The organism is Pseudaquabacterium rugosum (genome assembly GCF_038066575.1).
Classification (GTDB): domain Bacteria; phylum Pseudomonadota; class Gammaproteobacteria; order Burkholderiales; family Burkholderiaceae_C; genus Pseudaquabacterium; species Pseudaquabacterium rugosum.
Map to the genome: position 1 here is coordinate 55,600 of NZ_JBBUTF010000023.1, position 19,033 is coordinate 74,632.

The following is a 19,033-nucleotide window of genomic DNA, read 5'->3' on the forward strand; positions in this document are numbered from 1 at the left end:
TCGGGCGGTGAGGGGGGAGAAGGCGTCGGGGCGTTCGGGGTGGGTGCGGCGTGTTTGGCACGACCGCGCCGGGACGGGGCGACCCCTTTTGCTCCGTGTCCCCCGGGCCTTCGGCCCTCCTCCTTGACCTGCGCAAAAGGGGTCACCCCATCCCGGCGCTTGGAGGCCGTTGGAGGCCGTCGGCGGTCGTTGGCGGCCGTGGGCTTCTGGCGTCAGGGGCCGGGGCGCCACCTCCGGTGCGCGCGGGGACATGGCGTCGTCGACGCGTCACCGTGCGTTGCATGGCGGCCCTGCGCCTTCATCGTGCTGCGGTCGGGCATCACGATGGAAGGCAGGGCCCGCCTTGCATCAGTGGCGGAAGTGGCGGGTGCCGGTCAGCACCATGGCGATGCCACGCTCGTCGGCGGCGGCGATCACCTCGTCGTCGCGCATCGAGCCACCCGGGTGGATGACGCAGGTGGCCCCCGCGTCCACCACCACGTCCAGGCCGTCACGGAACGGGAAGAAGGCGTCGCTCGCCACGGCCGTGCCCGACAGGCTCAGGCCGGCGGCCTGGGCCTTGATGCTGGCGATGCGGGCCGAGTCCAGGCGGCTCATCTGGCCGGCACCGACGCCGAAGGTCATGCCGTCCTTGCAGAAGACGATGGCGTTGCTCTTGACGAAGCGCGCCACGGTCCAGGCGAACTTCAGGTCTTCCAGCTGCTGCGCGGTGGGCTGCAGCTTGGTGACGACCTTCAGCTCGCCGACGATGTCGAGGTTGTCGGCCGACTGCAGCAGCATGCCGCCGCCCACGCGCTTGAAGTCCAGTGCGTTGACGGCCTTGCTGACGGGCACTTCCAGCAGGCGCACGTTGACCTTGCTGGCATAAGCGGCGCGGGCGGCCGGGGTGACCACCGGGGCGATCGCCACTTCGACGAAGTGCTTGTTGGCGTTGATCTTCTCGACCACGTCGGCGTCGAGCGGGCGGTTGAAGGCGATGATGCCGCCGAAGGCCGAGGTCGGGTCGGTCTTGAGCGCCTTCTCGTAGGCTTCCAGCAGGGTCGCACCGACGGCCACGCCGCAGGGGTTGGCGTGCTTGACGATCACGCAGGCCGGGGCGTCGAAGGCCTTCACGCATTCCCACGCGGCGTCCGCGTCGGCGATGTTGTTGAAGGACAGTTCCTTGCCCTGGATCTGGGTCCAGCCCGACAGCAGGCCGGCGGCCGGGGCGGCTTCCTTGTAGAAGGCGGCCGACTGGTGCGGGTTCTCGCCGTAGCGCATGCCCTGCACCTTGTGCAGCTGCAGGTTGAAGACGGCGGGGTATTCCTCGCGCTTCGGGACTTCGGCGGTCTTCTCTTCGGAGCCGGCTTCGAGGGCGGTCAGGTAGTTGCTGATCATGCCGTCGTAGGCGGCGGTGTGCGAGAACACCTTCTTGGCCAGCATGAACTTGGTGGCGCGGGTCAGGCTGCTGCCCTTGGACGCGGCCAGCTCGGCCAGCACCTGCGGGTAGTCGGTGGGGTCGATCACGACGCCCACGTCCTGCCAGTTCTTGGCGGCGGCGCGCAGCATGGCGGGGCCGCCGATGTCGATGTTCTCGATCGCGTCCTCGAACGTGCAGTCGGCCTTGGCCGTGGCCTGGGCGAACGGGTAGAGGTTGATGATCAGCAGGTCGATCGTGTCGATGCCGTGCTCTTTCAGCGCGGCCATGTGCTCGGGCACGTCGCGGCGGGCCAGCAGGCCGCCGTGCACGCGCGGGTGCAGGGTCTTGACGCGGCCGTCGAGCATCTCGGGGAAGCCGGTGATCTCCGACACCTCGGTGACGGGCAGGCCGGCTTGCGCCAGCAGCTTGGCGGTGCCGCCGGTCGACAGCAGCTGGATGCCGTGGCCGTGCAGGGCCTGGGCGAATTCGACGATGCCGGTCTTGTCGGAGACCGAGAGCAGGGCGGTGGTCATGGTGGCGTACGCGTTGGAAAAGGGGGGAGAAGGCGAAACGGGGGCGGTGGCCGCGGCCGGCGCCGGTGCGGCGCCAGCGGACGCGGCGCTGACGGGTGGGGCAGGCCGCGGGTGCGGCGGGCGGGTCAGTCCGCCAGCTTGTGGTCCAGCAGCTTGCGGCGCAGGGTGTTGCGGTTGATGCCCAGCCACTCGGCGGCCCGGCTCTGGTTGCCGTCGGCCTGCTGCAGCACCACCTGCAGCATCGGTTTCTCGACGGCGCTGATGATCATGGCGTGCACCTGGGACGGTTCGGTGCCGTCCAGGTCGCGGAAGTACTGCTCCAGGCTTTCACGGATGCAGTCCTCGATGTTCTTCTGGCTCATGCGGGGAGGAGGTCGTCGGTTCGGGGCACCGTCGCGGGGCGGCCGGCCCCGGCCGGTGCGGGATCGGTGTGCGTGTGGCCGGTGGGCGGCGCGCTGTCGGCATCCAGGCCCAGCGGCAGCTGCGGATGGCGGTCGGCCAGTTCGGCGAACCAGGTGCGCAGTTCGGTGCGCTGGGTCCGCGCGTCGTCGACGGCGTTCAGGCGCTGGCGCAGCGTCTCGCCACCGGGCAGTTCCTTCAGCGCCCAGCCGATGTGCTTGCGTGCGCTGCGCACGCCGCGCGGCTCGCCGTAGAACGCGTGGTGTTCCTGCAGGTGCTCGTCCAGCCACTGCGCGACCTGGGCGGTGGCCGGCGGCGGGCGCAGCGCGCCGGTGTCCAGGAAGTGGGCGACGTCGCCGTACAGCCAGGGCCGGCCCATGCCGGCGCGGCCGATCATCACCGCGTCGGCGCCGGTCTCGCGCAGCACCCGCTGCGCCTTGTGCGGGCTGTCGATGTCGCCGTTGGCGATCACCGGGATGCGCAGCGCGGCCTTGACGGCGGCGATCGTCGCGTACTCGGCCTGGCCGGTGTAGCCCTGTTCGCGGGTGCGGCCGTGGATCGTCAGGGCGGCGATGCCGGCGGCCTCGGCCGCGCGGGCCAGGCGCAGCGCGTTGCGTTCCTCGGCGCACCAGCCGGTGCGCATCTTCAGCGTCACCGGCACGCCGTGCGGCGCGCAGGCGGCCACCACCGCCTCGACGATGGCGATGGCCAGCGGCTCGTCGCGCATCAGGGCCGAGCCGGCCCAGACGTTGCACACCTTCTTGGCCGGGCAGCCCATGTTGATGTCGATGATCTGCGCGCCGTGGGCGATGTTGTGGCGCGCGGACTCGGCCATCTGCGCCGGCTCGGTGCCGGCGATCTGCACGGCGATCGGGCCCGGCTCGCCGCTGTGGTCGGCGCGCAGCGTGCTCTTGGCCGTGTGCCAGAGCTCGGGCTTGGCGCTGATCATCTCGCTGACGGCGTGCCCAGCCCCCAGCCGGCGGCAGAGCTTGCGGAACGGGCGGTCCGTGACCCCGGCCATCGGGGCGACGACGAGCCGGTTCGGCAGCGCGTACGGGCCGATGTGCATGGTGGGTGGGGGTCAGCGGTTGCTGAAAAAAAGGGCAACAGTATAGCGGCGGGCGTTGCGGGTTCTGCCGGATCGGCGGCCGGCGGGCGGCCGGTCGATCGCCGGGCGCGCCCTATGATCGGTCGATGGAAGCTGGTCTGACCGCGCTGCTGCACCAGGTGCTGGCGGCCTTCTCGCTGCCGCAGGTGGGGTTGCCGGCGATCTTCGTCATCGCCCTGGTCTCGGCCACCTTGCTGCCGCTGGGCTCGGAGCCGGCGGTCTATGCCTATGTCCACCTGGAGCCGGCGATGTTCTGGCCGGCGGTGCTGGTGGCCACCGCCGGCAACACGGCGGGCGGGGCCATCAGCTGGTGGATGGGCTGGGGTGCCGAGCGGGCGGTCGAGCGTCTGGGCCATCGCGCGCCGCAGGCCCGCGCGCTCGACTGGCTGCGCCGCTTCGGGCCGCGGGCCTGTCTGCTGTCGTGGCTGCCGGTGGTCGGTGATCCGCTGTGCGCGGTCGCGGGCTGGCTGCGGCTGCCGTTCTGGCCCTGTCTGGGCTGGATGGCCCTGGGCAAGCTGCTGCGCTACACGCTGATGACGGCGGCGCTGGTGCATCTGTTTCCGGCCGGCGCGGTGGGCTGAGGTCGGCCGGCTGTCCCGATGCGTCGGCGACGGTGCCGACCGCGACCCGCGTGCGGTCACCCGGGTGTGACATCGCTCCCTATCTCGCTCTTTTGGGGGGGGATCGTCCGGCCACGGACTTTGCAGAATGGTCCCCACAACATCCGATACAGGGATACCGTGAACCGTCCGTCCGAGTCCGCCGCCACGGCCCAGGCCCAGCCCTCCATCGCCGAGGCGCCCGCCGCGGCCACCGAGGGTTATGCGCAGCTGGTGCGTCACCACCGGCGCCTGCACCACCTCGAGCACCTGCAGTCCATCACCTGGTGGGATCAGGCCGTGCACATGCCCGCCGGCGGCGCCACCGCCCGCGCCGAGGCGCTGGCCGAGCTGGCCGAGCTGATGCACGGGATGCGCACCGACCCGGCCGTGCGCGTCTGGCTCGAACAGGCCCACGACGAGACGCTGCAGCCCGACCAGCACGCCAACCTGCGCGAGATGGCCCGTGAGTGGCGCGGTGCCAACGGCCTGCCGGCCGAGCTGGTCAGCCGCCAGCAACTGGCCACCGCCGCCTGCGAGCACGCCTGGCGGCGTCTGCGCCCGGCCAATGACTGGGACGGCTTCGTGCCGCTGTTCCGCGAGGTGGTGGCCTGCGCCCGCGAGCAGGCCCGGCTGCTGTCGGCCCAGACCGGCCTCAGCCCCTACGACGCGCTGCTCGACCGCCACGAGCCGGGCATGACCAGCGAGCGCCTGACCCAGCTGTTCGCCGACATCCCCGACTGGCTGCCCGGCCTGATCCGCCAGGCGCGCGCGCGCCAGCAGGCCCTGCCGCCGCTGCCGCTGCGCGGGCCCTTCGACACCGGTGCCCAGCGCGCGCTGTGCCTGCGCGTGATGGGCCGGCTGGGCTTCGACTTCGACGGCGGGCGCATCGACGTCAGCGCCCATCCGTTCTGCGGCGGCGTGCCGCAGGACATCCGCATGACCACCCGCTACACCGAGGCCGATTTCCTCGGCAGCCTGCTGGGCGCGGTGCACGAGTGCGGCCACGGCCGCTACGAGCAGAACCTGCCGCGCGACTGGATCGACCAGCCGCTGGCGCGCGCCCGCTCGATGGGCATCCACGAGAGCCAGAGCCTGGCCTTCGAGATGCAGCTGGGCCGCCACCCGGCCTTCATCGCCGCCATCGGCCCCTGGGTCCGCGAGGCCTTCGGCGACGGGCCGGCGCTGACCGACGCCAACCTGCGCCGGCTGATGACCCAGGTCGAGCCCGGCCGCATCCGCGTCGATGCCGACGAGCTGACCTACGCCCCGCACGTGCTGCTGCGCTGGCGCATCGAGCGCCCCTTGATCGAGGGCGAGATCGAGGTCGAGGACATCCCCGCGCTGTGGGACGCCGGCATGGCCGAGCTGCTGGGCCTGGACACCCGCGGCGACTTCAAGGACGGCCCGCTGCAGGACGTGCACTGGCCCGAGGGCCTGTTCGGCTACTTCCCCTGCTACACGCTGGGCGCGATGTACGCCGCACAGTGGATGGCCGCGCTGCGCGCCGCGGTGCCCGATCTGGACGACCGCTTCGCCCGCGGCGACTTCTCCGCCTTCTTCGACTGGATGCGCCACCACGTCTGGCAGCAGGGCAGCCGCTGGCCGACCGACGAACTGGCCCGCCGCGCCAGCGGCACGCCGCTGGACCCGTCGCACTGGCGCCGCCACCTGGAGCAGCGCTACCTGCACGATCCCTGGTGATCCCCGGCCGGCCGCGCTGATCCGCGGCTGGCGTGACACGCGCAACCGCTATCCTCGCGGCCCATGTACGAGGCCCATTTCCGGCTGCAGCGGCCCCCGTTCTCGATCGCCCCCGACCCGCGTGCGCTCTACCTGAGCGAGCCCCACCGCGAGGCGCTGGCCCACCTGGGCTGGGGCCTGCGCGGCGGCAGCGGCGGCATCGTGCTGCTGACCGGCGAGATCGGCGCGGGCAAGACCACGCTGTGCCGCTGCCTGCTCGAACAGGCGCCGACCCGCTGCCGCATCGCCTACATCTACAACCCGCGGCTGTCGGTGCGCGAGCTGCTGCAGGCCGTCTGCGAGGAGTTCGGCCTGCAGGTCGAGGCCGGTGGCGATGGCCTGAAGGGCCCGATCGACACCCTGAACCGCTTCCTGCTGGACGGCCATGCCGCCGGCCAGCAGGCCGTGCTGGTGATCGACGAGGCGCAGAACCTGTCGATCGACCTGCTGGAGCAGCTGCGCCTGCTGACCAATCTCGAGACCTCGGAGCGCAAGCTGCTGCAGATCGTGCTGGTCGGCCAGCCCGAGCTGCGGCAGATGGTGGCCCGGCCCGAGCTGGCGCAACTGGCCCAGCGCATCGTCGCCCGCTGCCATCTGGGCGCGCTCGACGAGCGCCAGACCCTGGCCTACGTCGCCCACCGGATGACGGTGGCCGGCGCCAGCGGGCCGCTGCCCTTCGACGCGCCGGCGCTGCGCCTGGTGCACCGCCTCAGCGCCGGCCTGCCACGGCGCATCAACCTGCTGTGCGACCGGGCGCTGCTGGGGGCCTGGGCGCATGGCCGGGCGGTCGTCGATGCCGAGGTCGTGCGGCGGGCGGCGGCCGAGGTGATCGGCGATCCGGCGCCGGCCGCCGGCCTGCGCCTGTCGCCGCTGCGGGCGGCCCGGGGGCTGGGTCTGGGCCTGGGGCCGGCGCCGGGTGCGGGTCCGGGTCCGGCGGGCGGCGTCGATCTGGATCTGGGAGACGGTGCGCCGCCGGGGCCGGACGGCGCGGGCGTCGCCGGGGGGGCGGGCGCTGCGAGCCCCGGCATCGGCGGCCGCCGGCCGGCCTGGGCGGCGGGTCTGGCCGGCGGGTTCGCCGGGACCTTGTGCGGCGGTGCGCTGTTGCTGGCCGCGCTGTCCTGGTGGACGGGCGGGGCCTGGCCACCGCGTGGCGGTGCCACGGTGGGCGGCGGTGGTGGTGGGGCGGGAGCCGTGGCCGGTGTGGCGGGTCCGGCCGGCGTGGCGACGCCTCCTGCCGCCGCGACCGCCCTGTCGTCCCCGGCCGACGCGGCCGGGACGGCGGCCGCTGCGGGAGCCGTGGGTGCCACGGCCACCGCGGCCCGTGCTGCCGCGGCCGCCGCCGACACCGCCGCCGACACCACCGCCGACACCACCGCCGTCACCACGGCCACCGGGCCGGACGCACCGGCCAGCCCGCCGCCGGCGTCGTCCGCCTCGGGCATCGTCGGCGCGATGCCGGCTTCGGCGCTGTGGGGGGCTCCGGCTGCCAGCGCGGCCCCCCTCCGGTCGTCGCCGACCGCCACGACCCGTCCCTGAGCCATGTCCTACATCCTCGATGCCTTGCGCCGTGCCGATGCCGAGCGCGCCCGGGCCCAGGGTCTGGCGCCGGGGCTGCACACCCAGGCCAGCGCCTTGCCGGTGGTGCTGGCACCCACGGCGCGACCGCGCTGGCCGCTGCTGCTGGGGGCGGCCTTGGGCGGTGGCCTGCTGGTGGCGCTGGCCGTCGTGTTCGCCGGCGGGTCCGGCCCGTGGCGGGACGGCCCGGCGGCTGCCGAGGGGCGCCCGATGCTGGCCGTCGCGCCGGGGCCGTCGCCGGACGTGGTGCGGCAGCCGGCAGCCGATGGTCTGATGTCACCGGCGCCATCGCGATCGCCATCCAACCCGACCCCGCCCCCCACCGCTCGCACGCAGGACGCACCGCCAGTCGACGGCCCCGCGTCGTCGCCGGCCACGGTGCCGCCTGCCGCAGACCAGGCCACCGCAGCGCGGTCCGCGCCGGCGGTCGTGCCCGGGTCCGCCGCGGCCGCGGCTCCGACCCCGACCCCGGCCGGCATGCCCGCCGCCACCCAGGCCCGCTCCGGTCCTGATCCGCAGCCCGCGGCCGCCCGTGCCCCGGCGCTGACCCGGCTGGCCGATCTGCCGCCGGCGCTGCGCCAGCGGCTGATGGGCCTGCAGCCAGGGGGCGTGGTCCATGCGGCGACGGCCGCGCAGCGCCTGGTGCTGATCAACGGCCAGGTCTTCCACGAGGGCGAGCAGCCGCAGCCCGGCCTAGTGCTGGAGCAGATCCGGCTGAAGTCGCTGGTGTTCTCGCTCGATGGCTACCGTTTCGAATGGCCGCTGTGAGCGGTCGTCGGGGCCCTCGTCATGAGCGCTCGGCGTGTGCAGGCCCCCGCGGGGCCGTCGCCATCGCCGGCTTCGATCGCGGGCGTTCCGGTTGTGCTGCGTGACTTCCTACAATGCCGCTGCTGTCGGCCCGGCGCCGGCCCGGGTCACGTCGGTGGCCCGGGCCGCCTGCCGTGCCGACCGACCGTTCTCCTCTCGCGCCGGCCGGCGCGGCCTGTCGTCCGCCGGCTGTGTGTTCCGTACCGCTGCCAGGACCCCCGATGAGCGCCACGTCCGCCCACGAGCACGATCTCAGCCACATCACCCCGCGCGACCAGGCCGAGATCCTGGCTCAGGCGCTGCCCTACATCCGCAAGTTCCACGGCAAGACGCTGGTCATCAAGTACGGTGGCAACGCGATGACCGACCCGGTCCTGCAGCAGGACTTCGCCGAGGACATCGTGCTGCTCAAGCTGGTGGGCATGAACCCGGTGGTGGTGCACGGCGGTGGCCCGCAGATCGATGCCGCGCTGGCCAAGATCGGCAAGAAGGGCACCTTCATCCAGGGCATGCGCGTGACCGACGAGGAGACGATGGACGTCGTCGAATGGGTGCTCGGCGGCGAGGTGCAGCAGGACATCGTCGGCCTGATCAACGCGGCCGGCGGCAAGGCCGTGGGCCTGACCGGCCGTGACGGCGCGATGATCCGTGCGCGCAAGCTCAAGATGCTCGACAAGGACGACCCGGCCAAGGAACATGACATCGGTCAGGTCGGCGAGATCGAGTCCATCGATCCCAGCGTGGTCAAGGCGCTGCAGGACGATGCCTTCATTCCGGTCGTCAGCCCGATCGGCTTCGGCGAGCGTGGCGAGAGCTACAACATCAATGCCGACGTCGTCGCCGCCAAGCTGGCCACCGTGCTCGGCGCCGAGAAGCTGCTGATGCTGACCAACATCCGCGGCGTGCTCGACAAGCAGGGCGATCTGCTGGCCGAGCTGACCTCGCGCCGGGTCGACGAGCTGATCGCCGACGGCACCATCAGCGGCGGCATGATCCCCAAGATCGCCGGCGCCATCGACGCGGCCAAGAGCGGCGTCAAGGCCGTGCACATCATCGACGGCCGCGTGCCGCACGCGTTGCTGCTGGAGATCCTGTCGGATCAGGCCTACGGCACGATGATCCGCGGCTGAGGCCGGCATGGCGCGGCCTGTGCCGGCCGGCCGCGGCGCGCCGCGGCTGTGGCTGTTCGACCTCGACAACACGCTGCACGATGCCGGCCGCTGGGCCTTCCCCGAACTGCACGAGGCGATGGGCCGTTATGTGCAGACCCACCTGGCGCTGCCTGCCGAGCAGGCGGGTGCGCTGAGCGAGCGCTACTGGCTGCGCTACGGGGCGACACTGCTGGGTCTGATGCGTCACCACGGCGTGCGTCCGGCCCACTTCCTGCACGAGACCCACCGCCTGCCGGGCCTGGAAGACGAACTGCGGAGCCACCGGCCGGACCTGGCCGCCCTGGCCCGCCTGCGGGGACGCCGCGTGCTGCTGACCAATGCGCCGCGTGACTACGCCATGCGCGTGCTGCAGGCGCTGCGCATGGCCCCGCTGTTCGACGCGGTGATCGCGATCGAGGACATGCGTCTGTTCGGCCAGCTGCGGCCCAAGCCCGATGCGCGCATGCTGCGCGCCTTGCTGGTGCGCCTGGGCTGCGCGCCGCAGGATGCGGTGCTGGTCGAGGACACGCTGGGCCATCTGCGCTCGGCCCGCCGCGTCGGCCTGCGCACCGTCTGGATGCAGCGTTGGCTGCGTCATGCCAGCCCGGGGCCGCGGGCCCGCGGCAACAGCGTGGCGCCACGCTGGCTGGATCAGCGCACGCGCCAGCTGCGCACGCTGACGCGCTTGGGTCGCGGCTGAGTGACCGGCGGACAGAGCTCCTGCGCACGGCGGGTATCCGGGCAGGGCTCATCTGCTGCACGCGATGTCTGCAACAGACCGTCCGCGGCCGTTGGCAGCCGCTCATCACCCCCGCAGGGCGGGGGCCGGCGGCGTGGACCCCTGTGCAAGAATCATTTGCACACGCCGGGAGGACCTGGCATGCCGTCCTCGACTGTTGCAGTCCGCCGATGACCGACCAGCCCATGCAAGACCGTGAGCGGCCCGATGCCGATGCGCCACCGGCCCCACGCGCCCAGGTGCTGCCCCTGCCGGTGCCCCCGCGTACCGAGCCCGACACGCCGGCCGACCGGCGTCGCCCGCGCCCCGGCGAGCGCCGTCTGCAGATCCTGCAGGCGCTGGCCGCCATGCTGGAACAGCCCGGCGCCGAGCGCGTGACCACCGCCGCGCTGGCCGCCCGGCTGCAGGTCAGCGAGGCCGCGCTGTACCGTCATTTCGCCAGCAAGGCGCAGATGTTCGAGGGCCTGATCGAGTTCATCGAGCACAGCGTGTTCTCGCTGGTCAACCAGGTCGCCGAGCGCGAGAGCGCCGGTGCGGTGCAGGCCCAGCGCATCGTCACGCTGGTGCTGCAGTTCGGCGAGAAGAATCCGGGCATGGCCCGCGTGATGGTCGGCGATGCGCTGGTGTTCGAGCACGAGCGCCTGACCGCCCGCATGAACCAGTTCTTCGACCGCCTGGAGTCGCAGTTGCGCGGCAGCCTGCGCGCGGCCGCCGGCGATCAGGGCAGCACCACGCCGACGGTCGAGGCCCAGGCGCTGGCCGCCGGCCTGACCGCGCTCGTCATGGGCCGGCTGCAGCGCTACACCCGCTCGGGCTTCCGCCGCAGCCCGACCGAGCAGCTCGACCTGCTGCTGCCCCGCCTGATGCCTTGAAGCGCTGATGCCTTGAGGCGCTGACGCGCCGAGGCCCGGGCACGGGCGCTGCACGGGCGCTGGCCCGGCGGACAATCCGCCGCAGCCCATGCCGCCGATCTCGTCCTCCGTTCCTGCCGAGCCGGCCGTGCCCGTGCCCTGCGCCACCCCACCAATGCCCGGCGCGCACTGGCACGCGGCCGAGGCCGCTGCCGGCGCTGGTGCCGGCCTGTGGCTGCTGCCCGAGCGTGCGGCCTTCGATCCGGTGCTCGGCCTGCTGCTGGTGGCCGATGCCCATCTGGGCAAGGCCCATGTGTTCCGGCGTCTGGGCGTGCCGGTGCCGGCCGGCACCACCGAGCGTCTGCTGGCGCGGCTCGACGCGGTGCTCACGGCCACCGGCGCGCGCGAACTCGTCTTCCTCGGCGATCTGCTGCACGGCCCGGCGGTGCAGCGCAGCGCCGCGCTGCAGGCCTTCTGCGCCTGGCGGGCGACGCATCCGCAGGTGACGATGACGCTGCTGCGCGGCAACCACGATGCCCGCGCCGGCGATCCGCCACCCGAGGCCGGCCTGCAGCTGGCCGATGCCCCGCTGCGCCGCGGGCCCTGGCGGCTGCTGCACGAGCCAGAGGCACCGTCGGCGCCACCCCTGGCGCCACCCCCGGCGCTGCTGCCACCGGCCACCGCGGACCGCGCGCTGCGCGCCGAGACCGGCTACGCCCTGGCCGGCCACCTCCATCCCGGGCTGTCGCTGGGCGCACGGCGTGGCGACCGGCTGCGCCTGCCGTGCTTCCATTTCGGGCCCGCGGCCGGCGTGCTGCCGGCCTTCGGCGAGTTCACCGGCCTGCACCTGCTGCGCGCCGGCCCGGGCGAGCGCCAGTACGCGGTGCTGCCGCCGCCGCAGGCGGCCGTGCGGCCGGTGCAAACCTCGATGGTGCGGGTCCCCGCGCCACGTTAAGCTCACGTCAATGCGCCTGCTGTTAGCCGAAGACGATGCCATCCTGTCCGATGCCCTGAGCGCCCAGCTCGGCGCCGTCGGCTTCGAGGTCGAACATGCGCCCAACGGCGCGGTGGCCGAGTACCTGCTGCTGCGCCATCCCTTCGATGCCGCGGTGCTCGACATCGGCCTGCCGATGGTCGATGGCCTGTCGGTGCTGCGCAAGGTGCGCGAGACCAAGCCGGCGCTGCCGGTGCTGGTGCTGACCGCGCTCGACGGCCTGGAAGACCGCGTCGCCGGCCTCAACGCCGGCGCCGACGACTACCTGACCAAGCCCTTCGACTTCCCCGAGCTGGAGGCCCGCCTGCGCGCGCTGCTGCGCCGGGTGCGCGCCGCGCCGCAGGCCGCGGCCGTCGTCACGGCCGGTGCCGATGGCCAGCCGCTGCCCGAGCTCGGCCGCCTGGTGTTCGACCGTGACGCCCGCCGCGCCAGCGTCGACGGCCAGCCCATCGAGCTCTCGCCGCGCGAGTGGGACCTGCTGGAGCTGCTGCTGGGCCAGCGCAACCGCGTCGTGCGCAAGGAGCAGATCACCCAGGCCTGGGGCTCCGAGCGCAGCGCCGGCGAGGCCCCGGGCGGCGCCGGCATGATCGAGGTCTACATCCACCGCCTGCGGCGCAAGCTCGAAGGCTCGGGCGTGTCGATCCGCACCGTGCGCGGCCTGGGCTATCTGCTGGAGCCCGATGCGGCGGCCGCCCGCGGCTGAGCCGGGCTCGGGCACCTTGCCCGGCGGCTGGCGGCCACGGCTGCGGGCCCTGCGCAGCGGCCGCTTCGGCGACCTGATCGGCCAGGTCTCGCTGCACCGCCAGCTGCTGCTGTGGCTGCTGCTGCCGCAGCTGGTGCTGTGGGGCGCGGCCGCGGCGGTCACCTACAACGTCGCCGCGCGGTACGCGAACCGCGGCATCGACGCCAGCCTGCTGCAGTCCACGCGCGCGCTGGCGCGCCAGGTCAAGCCGATCGGCAACGGCCTGTTCATCGACTTCCCGCGGGCGGCGCAGGACATCATCGAGGCCGATCCGGTCGACCGCGTCTACTACATGGTCAGCACGCCGCCGGGGCAGTTCATCCTCGGCAGCCGCAAGCTGCCGGCGCCGCCGGACGACGCGCCGGTGCGTCCGGGCGAGCCGCTGTTCTACGACGGCCTGCTCGACGGCCAGCTGCGCGTGCGCATCGCCGCGCTCTACCTGCCGATCGGCGAGCCGGCGCCCGGCGCCGAGGAGGAGGCCCCGCGCGAGCTGATGCTGGTGCAGATCGCCCGCAGCCAGGCCAGCCGGGACGAGCTGGCGCGCAGCATCCTGCTCGACACCGTGCTGCCGCTGTCGGTGCTGATCGTGCTGATGACGATGATCGTCTGGGCCGGCATCCGGGCCGGTCTGGCGCCGCTGGCGCGCTTGCAGCGCCAGGTCGAGGACCGCGCGCCGAACGACCCGACGCCGGTCTCGCTGCACGATGCGCCGCAGGAGGTGCGGGCCCTCGCGCGCGCCCTCAACAGCCTGCTGGCCGCGGTGCACGAGAGCGTGGCCGCCCAGCGCCGCTTCATCAGCCATGCCGCGCACCAGCTGCGCACGCCGCTGGCCGGCCTGAAGAGCCAGACCGAGATCGCGCTGCAGAGCAATGCCGATCCGGCCCTCGACAAGCGGCTGCAGCTGGTGCACCAGAGCGCGGTGCGCAGCGCCCACCTGATCAACCAGCTGATGGCCCTGACCCGGGCCGAGCCCGAGGCCGCCGCCAACCTGCCGCGCAGCCGGGTCGATCTGCAGGCGCTGGTGGTCGATCTGCTGGCCGAGGTGGTGCCGCGGGCGCTGCAGGCCGGCATCGACCTCGGCTTCGATGCCGGAGAGGAGGGCGCGCCCGACGAGGAGGCCGGCGCGCTGGCCGGGGCGGGCGAGGGCGCCGCTGCGGCGCTGCGGCCGGCCGCGCCGCCGTCGGCCGCGCTGCCGTCGGCCGAGCCGGCCCTCGTGCAGGGCAATGCGCTGCTGCTGCGCGAGGCGGTGTCCAACCTGGTCGACAACGCGCTGCGCTATGCCGGGCGCGGCGCCGAGGTGACGGTGCAGCTGGTGCGGCCGCGCGCCGGCTGGCTGCAGCTGCGGGTGCGCGACAGCGGTCCCGGCCTGGCCGCGGCCCAGCTGGAGACGGTGTTCGAGCGCTTCGTGCGCGGGCGCGACGACGGCCAGGGCTGCGGCCTGGGACTGGCCATCGTGCGCGAGATCGCCGAGCGCCACGACGGTCGCGTCTGGCTGGAGCCGGCCGCCCCACGCGGGCTGTGCGCGGTGCTGGAACTGCCGGCCCAGGCGTCGACGATGCCGCCGGGAGCGGGGCCGGCGACGGGCGCGGCGGCCGGCGTCTGAGGCCTGCCGCCGCGGGCCACCGGGCCGCGGGACATCCTGATCGCGTCTGTCCGGGTCGGCTCTCCTGCCGGCGTGGAGGCCGCCGCACGCCTGTCGGGAGCTTTAATTCAGTGTTAATACTGAGTGGATCGGCTGAAGTCTTAACGAATAATTAAATCGCTGCGGTTGAACGACACCGCAGCCGGGGCCGGTGCCCGAGCGCCGGCAGCCCGCAACCGCCCACGTGCCCGACCCATCGAGAAGCCGGGCCGCTCAACTGACGGAGATACCCCCATGACGAATCGCGTCCTCACCCTGAGCCGCCTGGCCGTCGCCGCCGCGCTGGTCACCTCCGGCCTGGCCGCCCAGGCCGGCGAGGTCGAAGTGCTGCACTGGTGGACCAGCGGCGGTGAGGCCAAGGCGGCCTCGGCGCTGAAGGCCACGCTGCAGGCCAAGGGCCACACCTGGAAGGACTTCGCCGTCGCCGGTGGGGGTGGTGATTCGGCCATGACGGTGCTCAAGAGCCGCGTCGTCAGCGGCAACTCGCCGGCCGCCGCCCAGATCAAGGGCCCGGGCCTGCAGGAATGGGCCAAGGAAGGCGTGCTGGCCAACATCGACGGCGTGGCCAAGGCCGAGAAGTGGGACGCGGTGCTGCCCAAGGTGGTCAGCGACGTGATGAAGTACAAGGGCAACTACATCGCCGCGCCGGTCAACGTGCACCGCGTGAACTGGCTGTGGGCCAACCCCGAGGCCTTCAAGAAGGCCGGCGCCAAGGTGCCGACCAACTGGGACGAGTTCTTCGCCGCCGCCGACAAGCTCAAGGCCGCCGGCATCATCCCGGTCGCCCACGGTGGCCAGAACTGGCAGGACTTCACCACCTTCGAGAGCGTGGCGCTCGGCGTCGGCGGTGCCGACTTCTACAAGAAGGCCCTGGTGCAGCTGGACGCCGGCACGATCAACGGCCCGGTGATGCTCAAGGTGCTGGAGACCTTCAAGAAGGTCAAGGGCTACACCGACAAGAACGCCCCGGGCCGTGACTGGAACCTGGCCACCGCGATGGTGATCAAGGGCGAGGCCGGCATGCAGCTGATGGGCGACTGGGCCAAGGGCGAGTTCATCGCCGCCGGCAAGACCCCGGGCAAGGACTTCGTCTGCGTGGCCGCGCCGGGCACCGCCAAGAGCTTCACCTTCAACGTCGACTCGTTCGCGATGTTCAAGCTGAAGAACGAGGCCAACGTGAAGGCCCAGAACGATCTGGCCGCCGCCATCATGGCGCCCGAGTTCCAGGAGACCTTCAACCTGAACAAGGGCTCGATCCCGGTGCGCCTGGGCATGAACCTCGACAAGTTCGACGACTGCGCCAAGCTGTCGGCCAAGGACTTCGTCGACACCGCCAAGGCCAACAGCCTGGTGCCCTCGGTGGCCCACGGCATGGCCGTGCCGCCGGCCGCCGAAGGCGCGATCAAGGACGTCGTGAGCCAGTTCTGGAACACCGACGCCATGAGCGCCAAGGACGCCCAGGTCAAGCTGGCCGCCGCCGCCAAGACCAAGTGATCCCGGGGCCGTGAGGCCCTGGACCGCACCGGCCGCCCTCGTGCGGCCGGCCCGCGTCAGGCCCCGGCCCGACCCCGTCTTCCGACCCTCTTTCGCCGCCGCACCGCCCCGCCAGCGCGGGCTGCGCGCGGGCCCCTGCACGCGCCTGCGACCACGCGCGGCGACGAAAGCGAGCCTCACCCGATGTCCACCACCGCACCTCCCGCCGCCCGCGCGATGCGCACGCCCTGGCTGCCCAAGCTGGTCGTCGCGCCCAGCTTCGCGCTGTCGCTGTTCTTCATCTACGGCCTGATCCTCTGGAACGGCTACCTGTCGCTGTCGGCCTCGCGCCTGCTGCCGAACTACGAGTTCGTCGGCATCGAGCAGTACCTGCTGCTGTGGGAGAGCGAGCGCTTCCGCGTCGCGCTCACCAACATGGCCATCTTCGGCTTCCTGTTCATCGGCGGGGCGCTGGCCGTGGGCCTGCTGCTGGCCGTGCTGCTGGACCAGAAGATCCGTGCCGAGGGCGTGCTGCGCACGGTCTACCTGTACCCGATGGCGATCAGCTTCATCGTCACCGGCACGGCCTGGAAGTGGATCCTCAACCCGGGCCTGGGCCTGGAGCACCTGATGCAGCAGTGGGGCTTCACCGGCTTCACCTTCGACTGGCTGGTCAACCCCGACAAGGCGATCTACTGCGTGGCCATCGCCGGCGTCTGGCAGAGCGCGGGCTTCGTGATGGCGCTGTTCCTGGCCGCGCTGCGCGGCATCGACGACTCGATCATCAAGGCCGCCCAGGTCGATGGCGCCAGCCTGCCGCGCATCTACTGGCGCATCGTGCTGCCCAGCCTGCGGCCGGTGTTCTTCTCGACGCTGATGGTGGTCAGCCACCTGGCGATCAAGAGCTTCGATCTGGTGATGGCGCTGACCAACGGCGGTCCGGGCTTCGCCACCGACCTGCCGGCGACCTTCATGTACACGATGGCCTTCACCCGCGGCCAGATCGGCCAGGGCGCGGCCGCCGCCACCGTGATGCTGATGCTGGTGGCCGCCATCGTCGTGCCCTACCTGTATTCCGAACTGAGGAGCAACAAGAAGTGAACGACCGATTCACCTGGCACCGCCTGCTGCTGTGGGGTGCGCTGATCCTGTTCGCCGCCTGGTTCCTGACGCCGCTGTACGTGATGCTGACCACGTCGCTCAAGGACATGGACCAGGTGCGCGCCGGCAGCCTGCTGTCGCTGCCGACCTCGCCGACGCTCGACGCCTGGCGCAAGGCCTGGTCGAGCGCCTGCACCGGCACCGATTGCGGCGGCCTGCAGCCCTTCTTCTGGAACTCGATCCTGATGGCGGTGCCCGCGGTCATGATCTCCACGCTGATCGGCTCGCTCAACGGCTACGTGCTGAGCAAGTGGAAGTTCAAGGGCAGCGAGCTGATGTTCGCGCTGATGCTGTTCGGCGTGTTCATGCCGATGCAGGTGGTGCTGCTGCCGATGAGCCAGGTGCTGGGCTGGTTCGGCATCGCCAGCTCGCTGACGGGCCTGATCACGGTGCACGTGATCGCCGGCATCCCGAGCACCACGCTGTTCTTCCGCAACTACTACATCGGCCTGCCGGACGAGCTGATCAAGGCGGCGACGCTGGACGGCGCCGGTTTCTGGCAGATCTTCCGCCGCATCGTGCTGCCGCTGTCGGTGCCGATCATGGTGGTCACGCTGATCTGGCAGTTCACCAACATCTGGAACGACTTCCTCTACGGCGTCGTGTTCTCGGGGGCGGACAGCAAGCCGATCACGGTCGGTCTGAACAACCTGGCCAACACCTCCAGCACGGTCAAGGAATACAACGTCGACATGGCCGCCGCGATGATCGCCGCACTGCCGACGCTGTTCGTCTATGTCGTCGCCGGCAAGTACTTCGTCCGAGGCCTGACGGCCGGTGCGGTCAAGGGCTGATCCGGACCCCAGCAGCAAACAACAGGAAAAATCATGGGTGCATTGAACATCCGCAACGTTCGCAAGAGCTACGGCCCGACGGAGATCCTCAAGGGCATCGACATCGAGATCGAGGCCGGCGAGTTCCTGATCCTGGTGGGTCCCTCGGGCTGCGGCAAGAGCACGCTGCTGAGCATGATCGCGGGCCTGGACGTGCCGACCTCGGGCACGATCTCGATCGGCGAGCGCGACGTGACCTATCTGCCGAGCAAGGACCGTGACATCGCGATGGTGTTCCAGAGCTATGCGCTCTATCCGAACATGACGGTCGCGGAGAACATCGCCTTCGGCCTGGAGATGCGCAAGGTGCCCAAGGCCCAGCGTGAGGAGGCGGTGCAGCGCGTGGCCCGCATGCTGCAGATCGGCCATCTGCTGGAGCGCAAGCCCGGTGCGCTGTCGGGCGGCCAGCGTCAGCGGGTGGCGATGGGCCGCGCGCTGGCGCGCGACCCGAAGCTGTTCCTGTTCGACGAGCCGCTGTCGAACCTGGACGCCAAGCTGCGCGTGGAGATGCGCGCCGAGATCAAGCTGCTGCACCAGCGCACGAAGACGACGACGGTCTACGTCACGCACGACCAGGTCGAGGCGATGACGCTGGGCGACCGCATCGCGGTGATGAAGGACGGCGTGGTGCAGCAGTTCGGCACGCCGGACGACATCTACAGCCGGCCGGCGACGAAGTTCGTGGCCGAGTTCATCGGCTCGCCGGCGATGAACATGGTGACGGCGCAGCGCGCCGGTGCCGGTCTGGTGGCGCACGGGGTGGAGCTGGCGCTGGACGACGGTCAGCGTTCGGCGCTGGCGGGTGTGCGCGGCGAGGTGATCTACGGCCTGCGGCCGGAGAACCTGACCTTCGCCGACAGCGGTCTGCCGGGCACGCTGGTGATGATCGAGCCGACGGGTCCGGAGACCTATGTCAGCGTCGACACGGCGGCGGGCCAGATGACGGCGCGGGTGCCGGGCCACTTCCGCCAGCAGGTCGGCGAGCGGGTGCATCTGCAGTGGTCGCCGGTGCATGCGCATCTGTTCGATGCGGCCTCCGAGAAGCGGGTCGGCTGATCGCTGAACTGCGCGCCCGGCGCCGGACCTCGTACGGGGCGAGCGCCGCGTGGGTCGATGGTTGTTTTCTCCTCAGTTCGGGCTGCCTGCGGGCAGCCCTTTTTTCTTCCGGGGCGTTGACGGGCGGGGTTCACGGGGGCGGAGTTTCGGCCCGGTCTGCCCGAGGGCCTGGCCCAGCTGCCGATGGGGCGGGTGCAGGCGGCCTGCGGTGCGGCTGCGGCGGCCTGT

Annotated in this window: 17 protein-coding genes; 14 read left to right on the top strand and 3 right to left on the bottom strand. The window is 72.0% G+C overall.

Translation table 11 applies throughout. From position 1 onward, the window contains the following. Positions 1-348: 348 nt before the first annotated feature. The 3 genes from purH to dusB all read right to left on the bottom strand — a co-directional run bounded on the left by purH (position 349) and on the right by dusB (position 3,400). Positions 349-1,932 (bottom strand): bifunctional phosphoribosylaminoimidazolecarboxamide formyltransferase/IMP cyclohydrolase, encoded by a 1,584-nt coding sequence (purH, locus tag AACH11_RS20750; RefSeq protein ID WP_341376180.1) that lies wholly within the window; start codon positions 1,930-1,932, stop codon positions 349-351. A 125-nt stretch (positions 1,933-2,057) separates the two neighbouring features. After that, positions 2,058-2,294, bottom strand: coding sequence for a Fis family transcriptional regulator (locus AACH11_RS20755; RefSeq protein ID WP_341376181.1), 237 nt, complete (start codon positions 2,292-2,294; stop codon positions 2,058-2,060). Then, positions 2,291-3,400, bottom strand: a complete 1,110-nt coding sequence (gene dusB / locus AACH11_RS20760) for a tRNA dihydrouridine synthase DusB (RefSeq protein WP_341376182.1) — start codon at positions 3,398-3,400, stop codon at positions 2,291-2,293. The genes AACH11_RS20755 and dusB overlap by 4 nt, the downstream gene beginning before the upstream one ends. A 125-nt stretch (positions 3,401-3,525) precedes the next feature. Between dusB and AACH11_RS20765 the strand changes: the two genes are divergently transcribed. The 14 genes from AACH11_RS20765 to AACH11_RS20830 all read left to right on the top strand — a co-directional run bounded on the left by AACH11_RS20765 (position 3,526) and on the right by AACH11_RS20830 (position 18,805). Beyond that, a complete protein-coding gene (locus tag AACH11_RS20765) occupies positions 3,526-4,020 on the top strand; it encodes a YqaA family protein (protein WP_341376183.1) in 495 nt (164 codons plus the stop codon). Between the two features lie 159 nt (positions 4,021-4,179). Beyond that, positions 4,180-5,742, top strand: coding sequence for a carboxypeptidase M32 (locus AACH11_RS20770; RefSeq protein ID WP_341376184.1), 1,563 nt, complete (start codon positions 4,180-4,182; stop codon positions 5,740-5,742). 63 nt (positions 5,743-5,805) lie between these two features. Then, positions 5,806-7,317 (top strand): ExeA family protein, encoded by a 1,512-nt coding sequence (locus tag AACH11_RS20775; protein ID WP_341376185.1) that lies wholly within the window; start codon positions 5,806-5,808, stop codon positions 7,315-7,317. Positions 7,318-7,320: 3 nt separating this feature from the next. Beyond that, positions 7,321-8,124, top strand: a complete 804-nt coding sequence (locus tag AACH11_RS20780; protein ID WP_341376186.1) for a general secretion pathway protein GspB — start codon at positions 7,321-7,323, stop codon at positions 8,122-8,124. 260 nt (positions 8,125-8,384) lie between these two features. Beyond that, a complete protein-coding gene (gene argB / locus AACH11_RS20785) occupies positions 8,385-9,293 on the top strand; it encodes an acetylglutamate kinase (RefSeq protein WP_341376187.1) in 909 nt (302 codons plus the stop codon). Between the two features lie 7 nt (positions 9,294-9,300). Continuing rightward, positions 9,301-10,014, top strand: coding sequence for an HAD-IA family hydrolase (locus AACH11_RS20790; RefSeq protein ID WP_341376188.1), 714 nt, complete (start codon positions 9,301-9,303; stop codon positions 10,012-10,014). 209 nt (positions 10,015-10,223) lie between these two features. Beyond that, on the top strand, positions 10,224-10,925 hold the full coding sequence (gene slmA, locus AACH11_RS20795; RefSeq protein WP_341376189.1) for a nucleoid occlusion factor SlmA: 702 nt from the start codon (positions 10,224-10,226) through the stop codon (positions 10,923-10,925). Between the two features lie 88 nt (positions 10,926-11,013). Further along, a complete protein-coding gene (locus tag AACH11_RS20800) occupies positions 11,014-11,859 on the top strand; it encodes a metallophosphoesterase (protein ID WP_341376190.1) in 846 nt (281 codons plus the stop codon). 10 nt (positions 11,860-11,869) lie between these two features. Then, on the top strand, positions 11,870-12,601 hold the full coding sequence (locus AACH11_RS20805) for a response regulator transcription factor (RefSeq protein WP_341376191.1): 732 nt from the start codon (positions 11,870-11,872) through the stop codon (positions 12,599-12,601). Then, positions 12,579-14,243, top strand: coding sequence for a sensor histidine kinase (locus tag AACH11_RS20810; RefSeq protein ID WP_341376192.1), 1,665 nt, complete (start codon positions 12,579-12,581; stop codon positions 14,241-14,243). The genes AACH11_RS20805 and AACH11_RS20810 overlap by 23 nt, the downstream gene beginning before the upstream one ends. A gap of 273 nt (positions 14,244-14,516) precedes the next feature. Continuing rightward, positions 14,517-15,776 (top strand): ABC transporter substrate-binding protein, encoded by a 1,260-nt coding sequence (locus AACH11_RS20815; RefSeq protein WP_341376193.1) that lies wholly within the window; start codon positions 14,517-14,519, stop codon positions 15,774-15,776. 183 nt (positions 15,777-15,959) lie between these two features. Then, positions 15,960-16,856, top strand: a complete 897-nt coding sequence (locus AACH11_RS20820) for a carbohydrate ABC transporter permease (RefSeq protein ID WP_341376194.1) — start codon at positions 15,960-15,962, stop codon at positions 16,854-16,856. Beyond that, the gene (locus tag AACH11_RS20825) at positions 16,853-17,710 is read left to right on the top strand and encodes a carbohydrate ABC transporter permease (protein ID WP_423228786.1); all 858 of its coding nucleotides are present in this window, start codon (positions 16,853-16,855) and stop codon (positions 17,708-17,710) included. Before AACH11_RS20820 ends, AACH11_RS20825 begins: the two co-directional genes overlap by 4 nt. Positions 17,711-17,743: 33 nt before the next feature. After that, positions 17,744-18,805: an ABC transporter ATP-binding protein gene (locus AACH11_RS20830; protein ID WP_341376195.1), complete on the top strand. Its 1,062-nt coding sequence runs from the start codon at positions 17,744-17,746 to the stop codon at positions 18,803-18,805. The last annotated feature ends 228 nt before the right edge of the window (positions 18,806-19,033 follow it).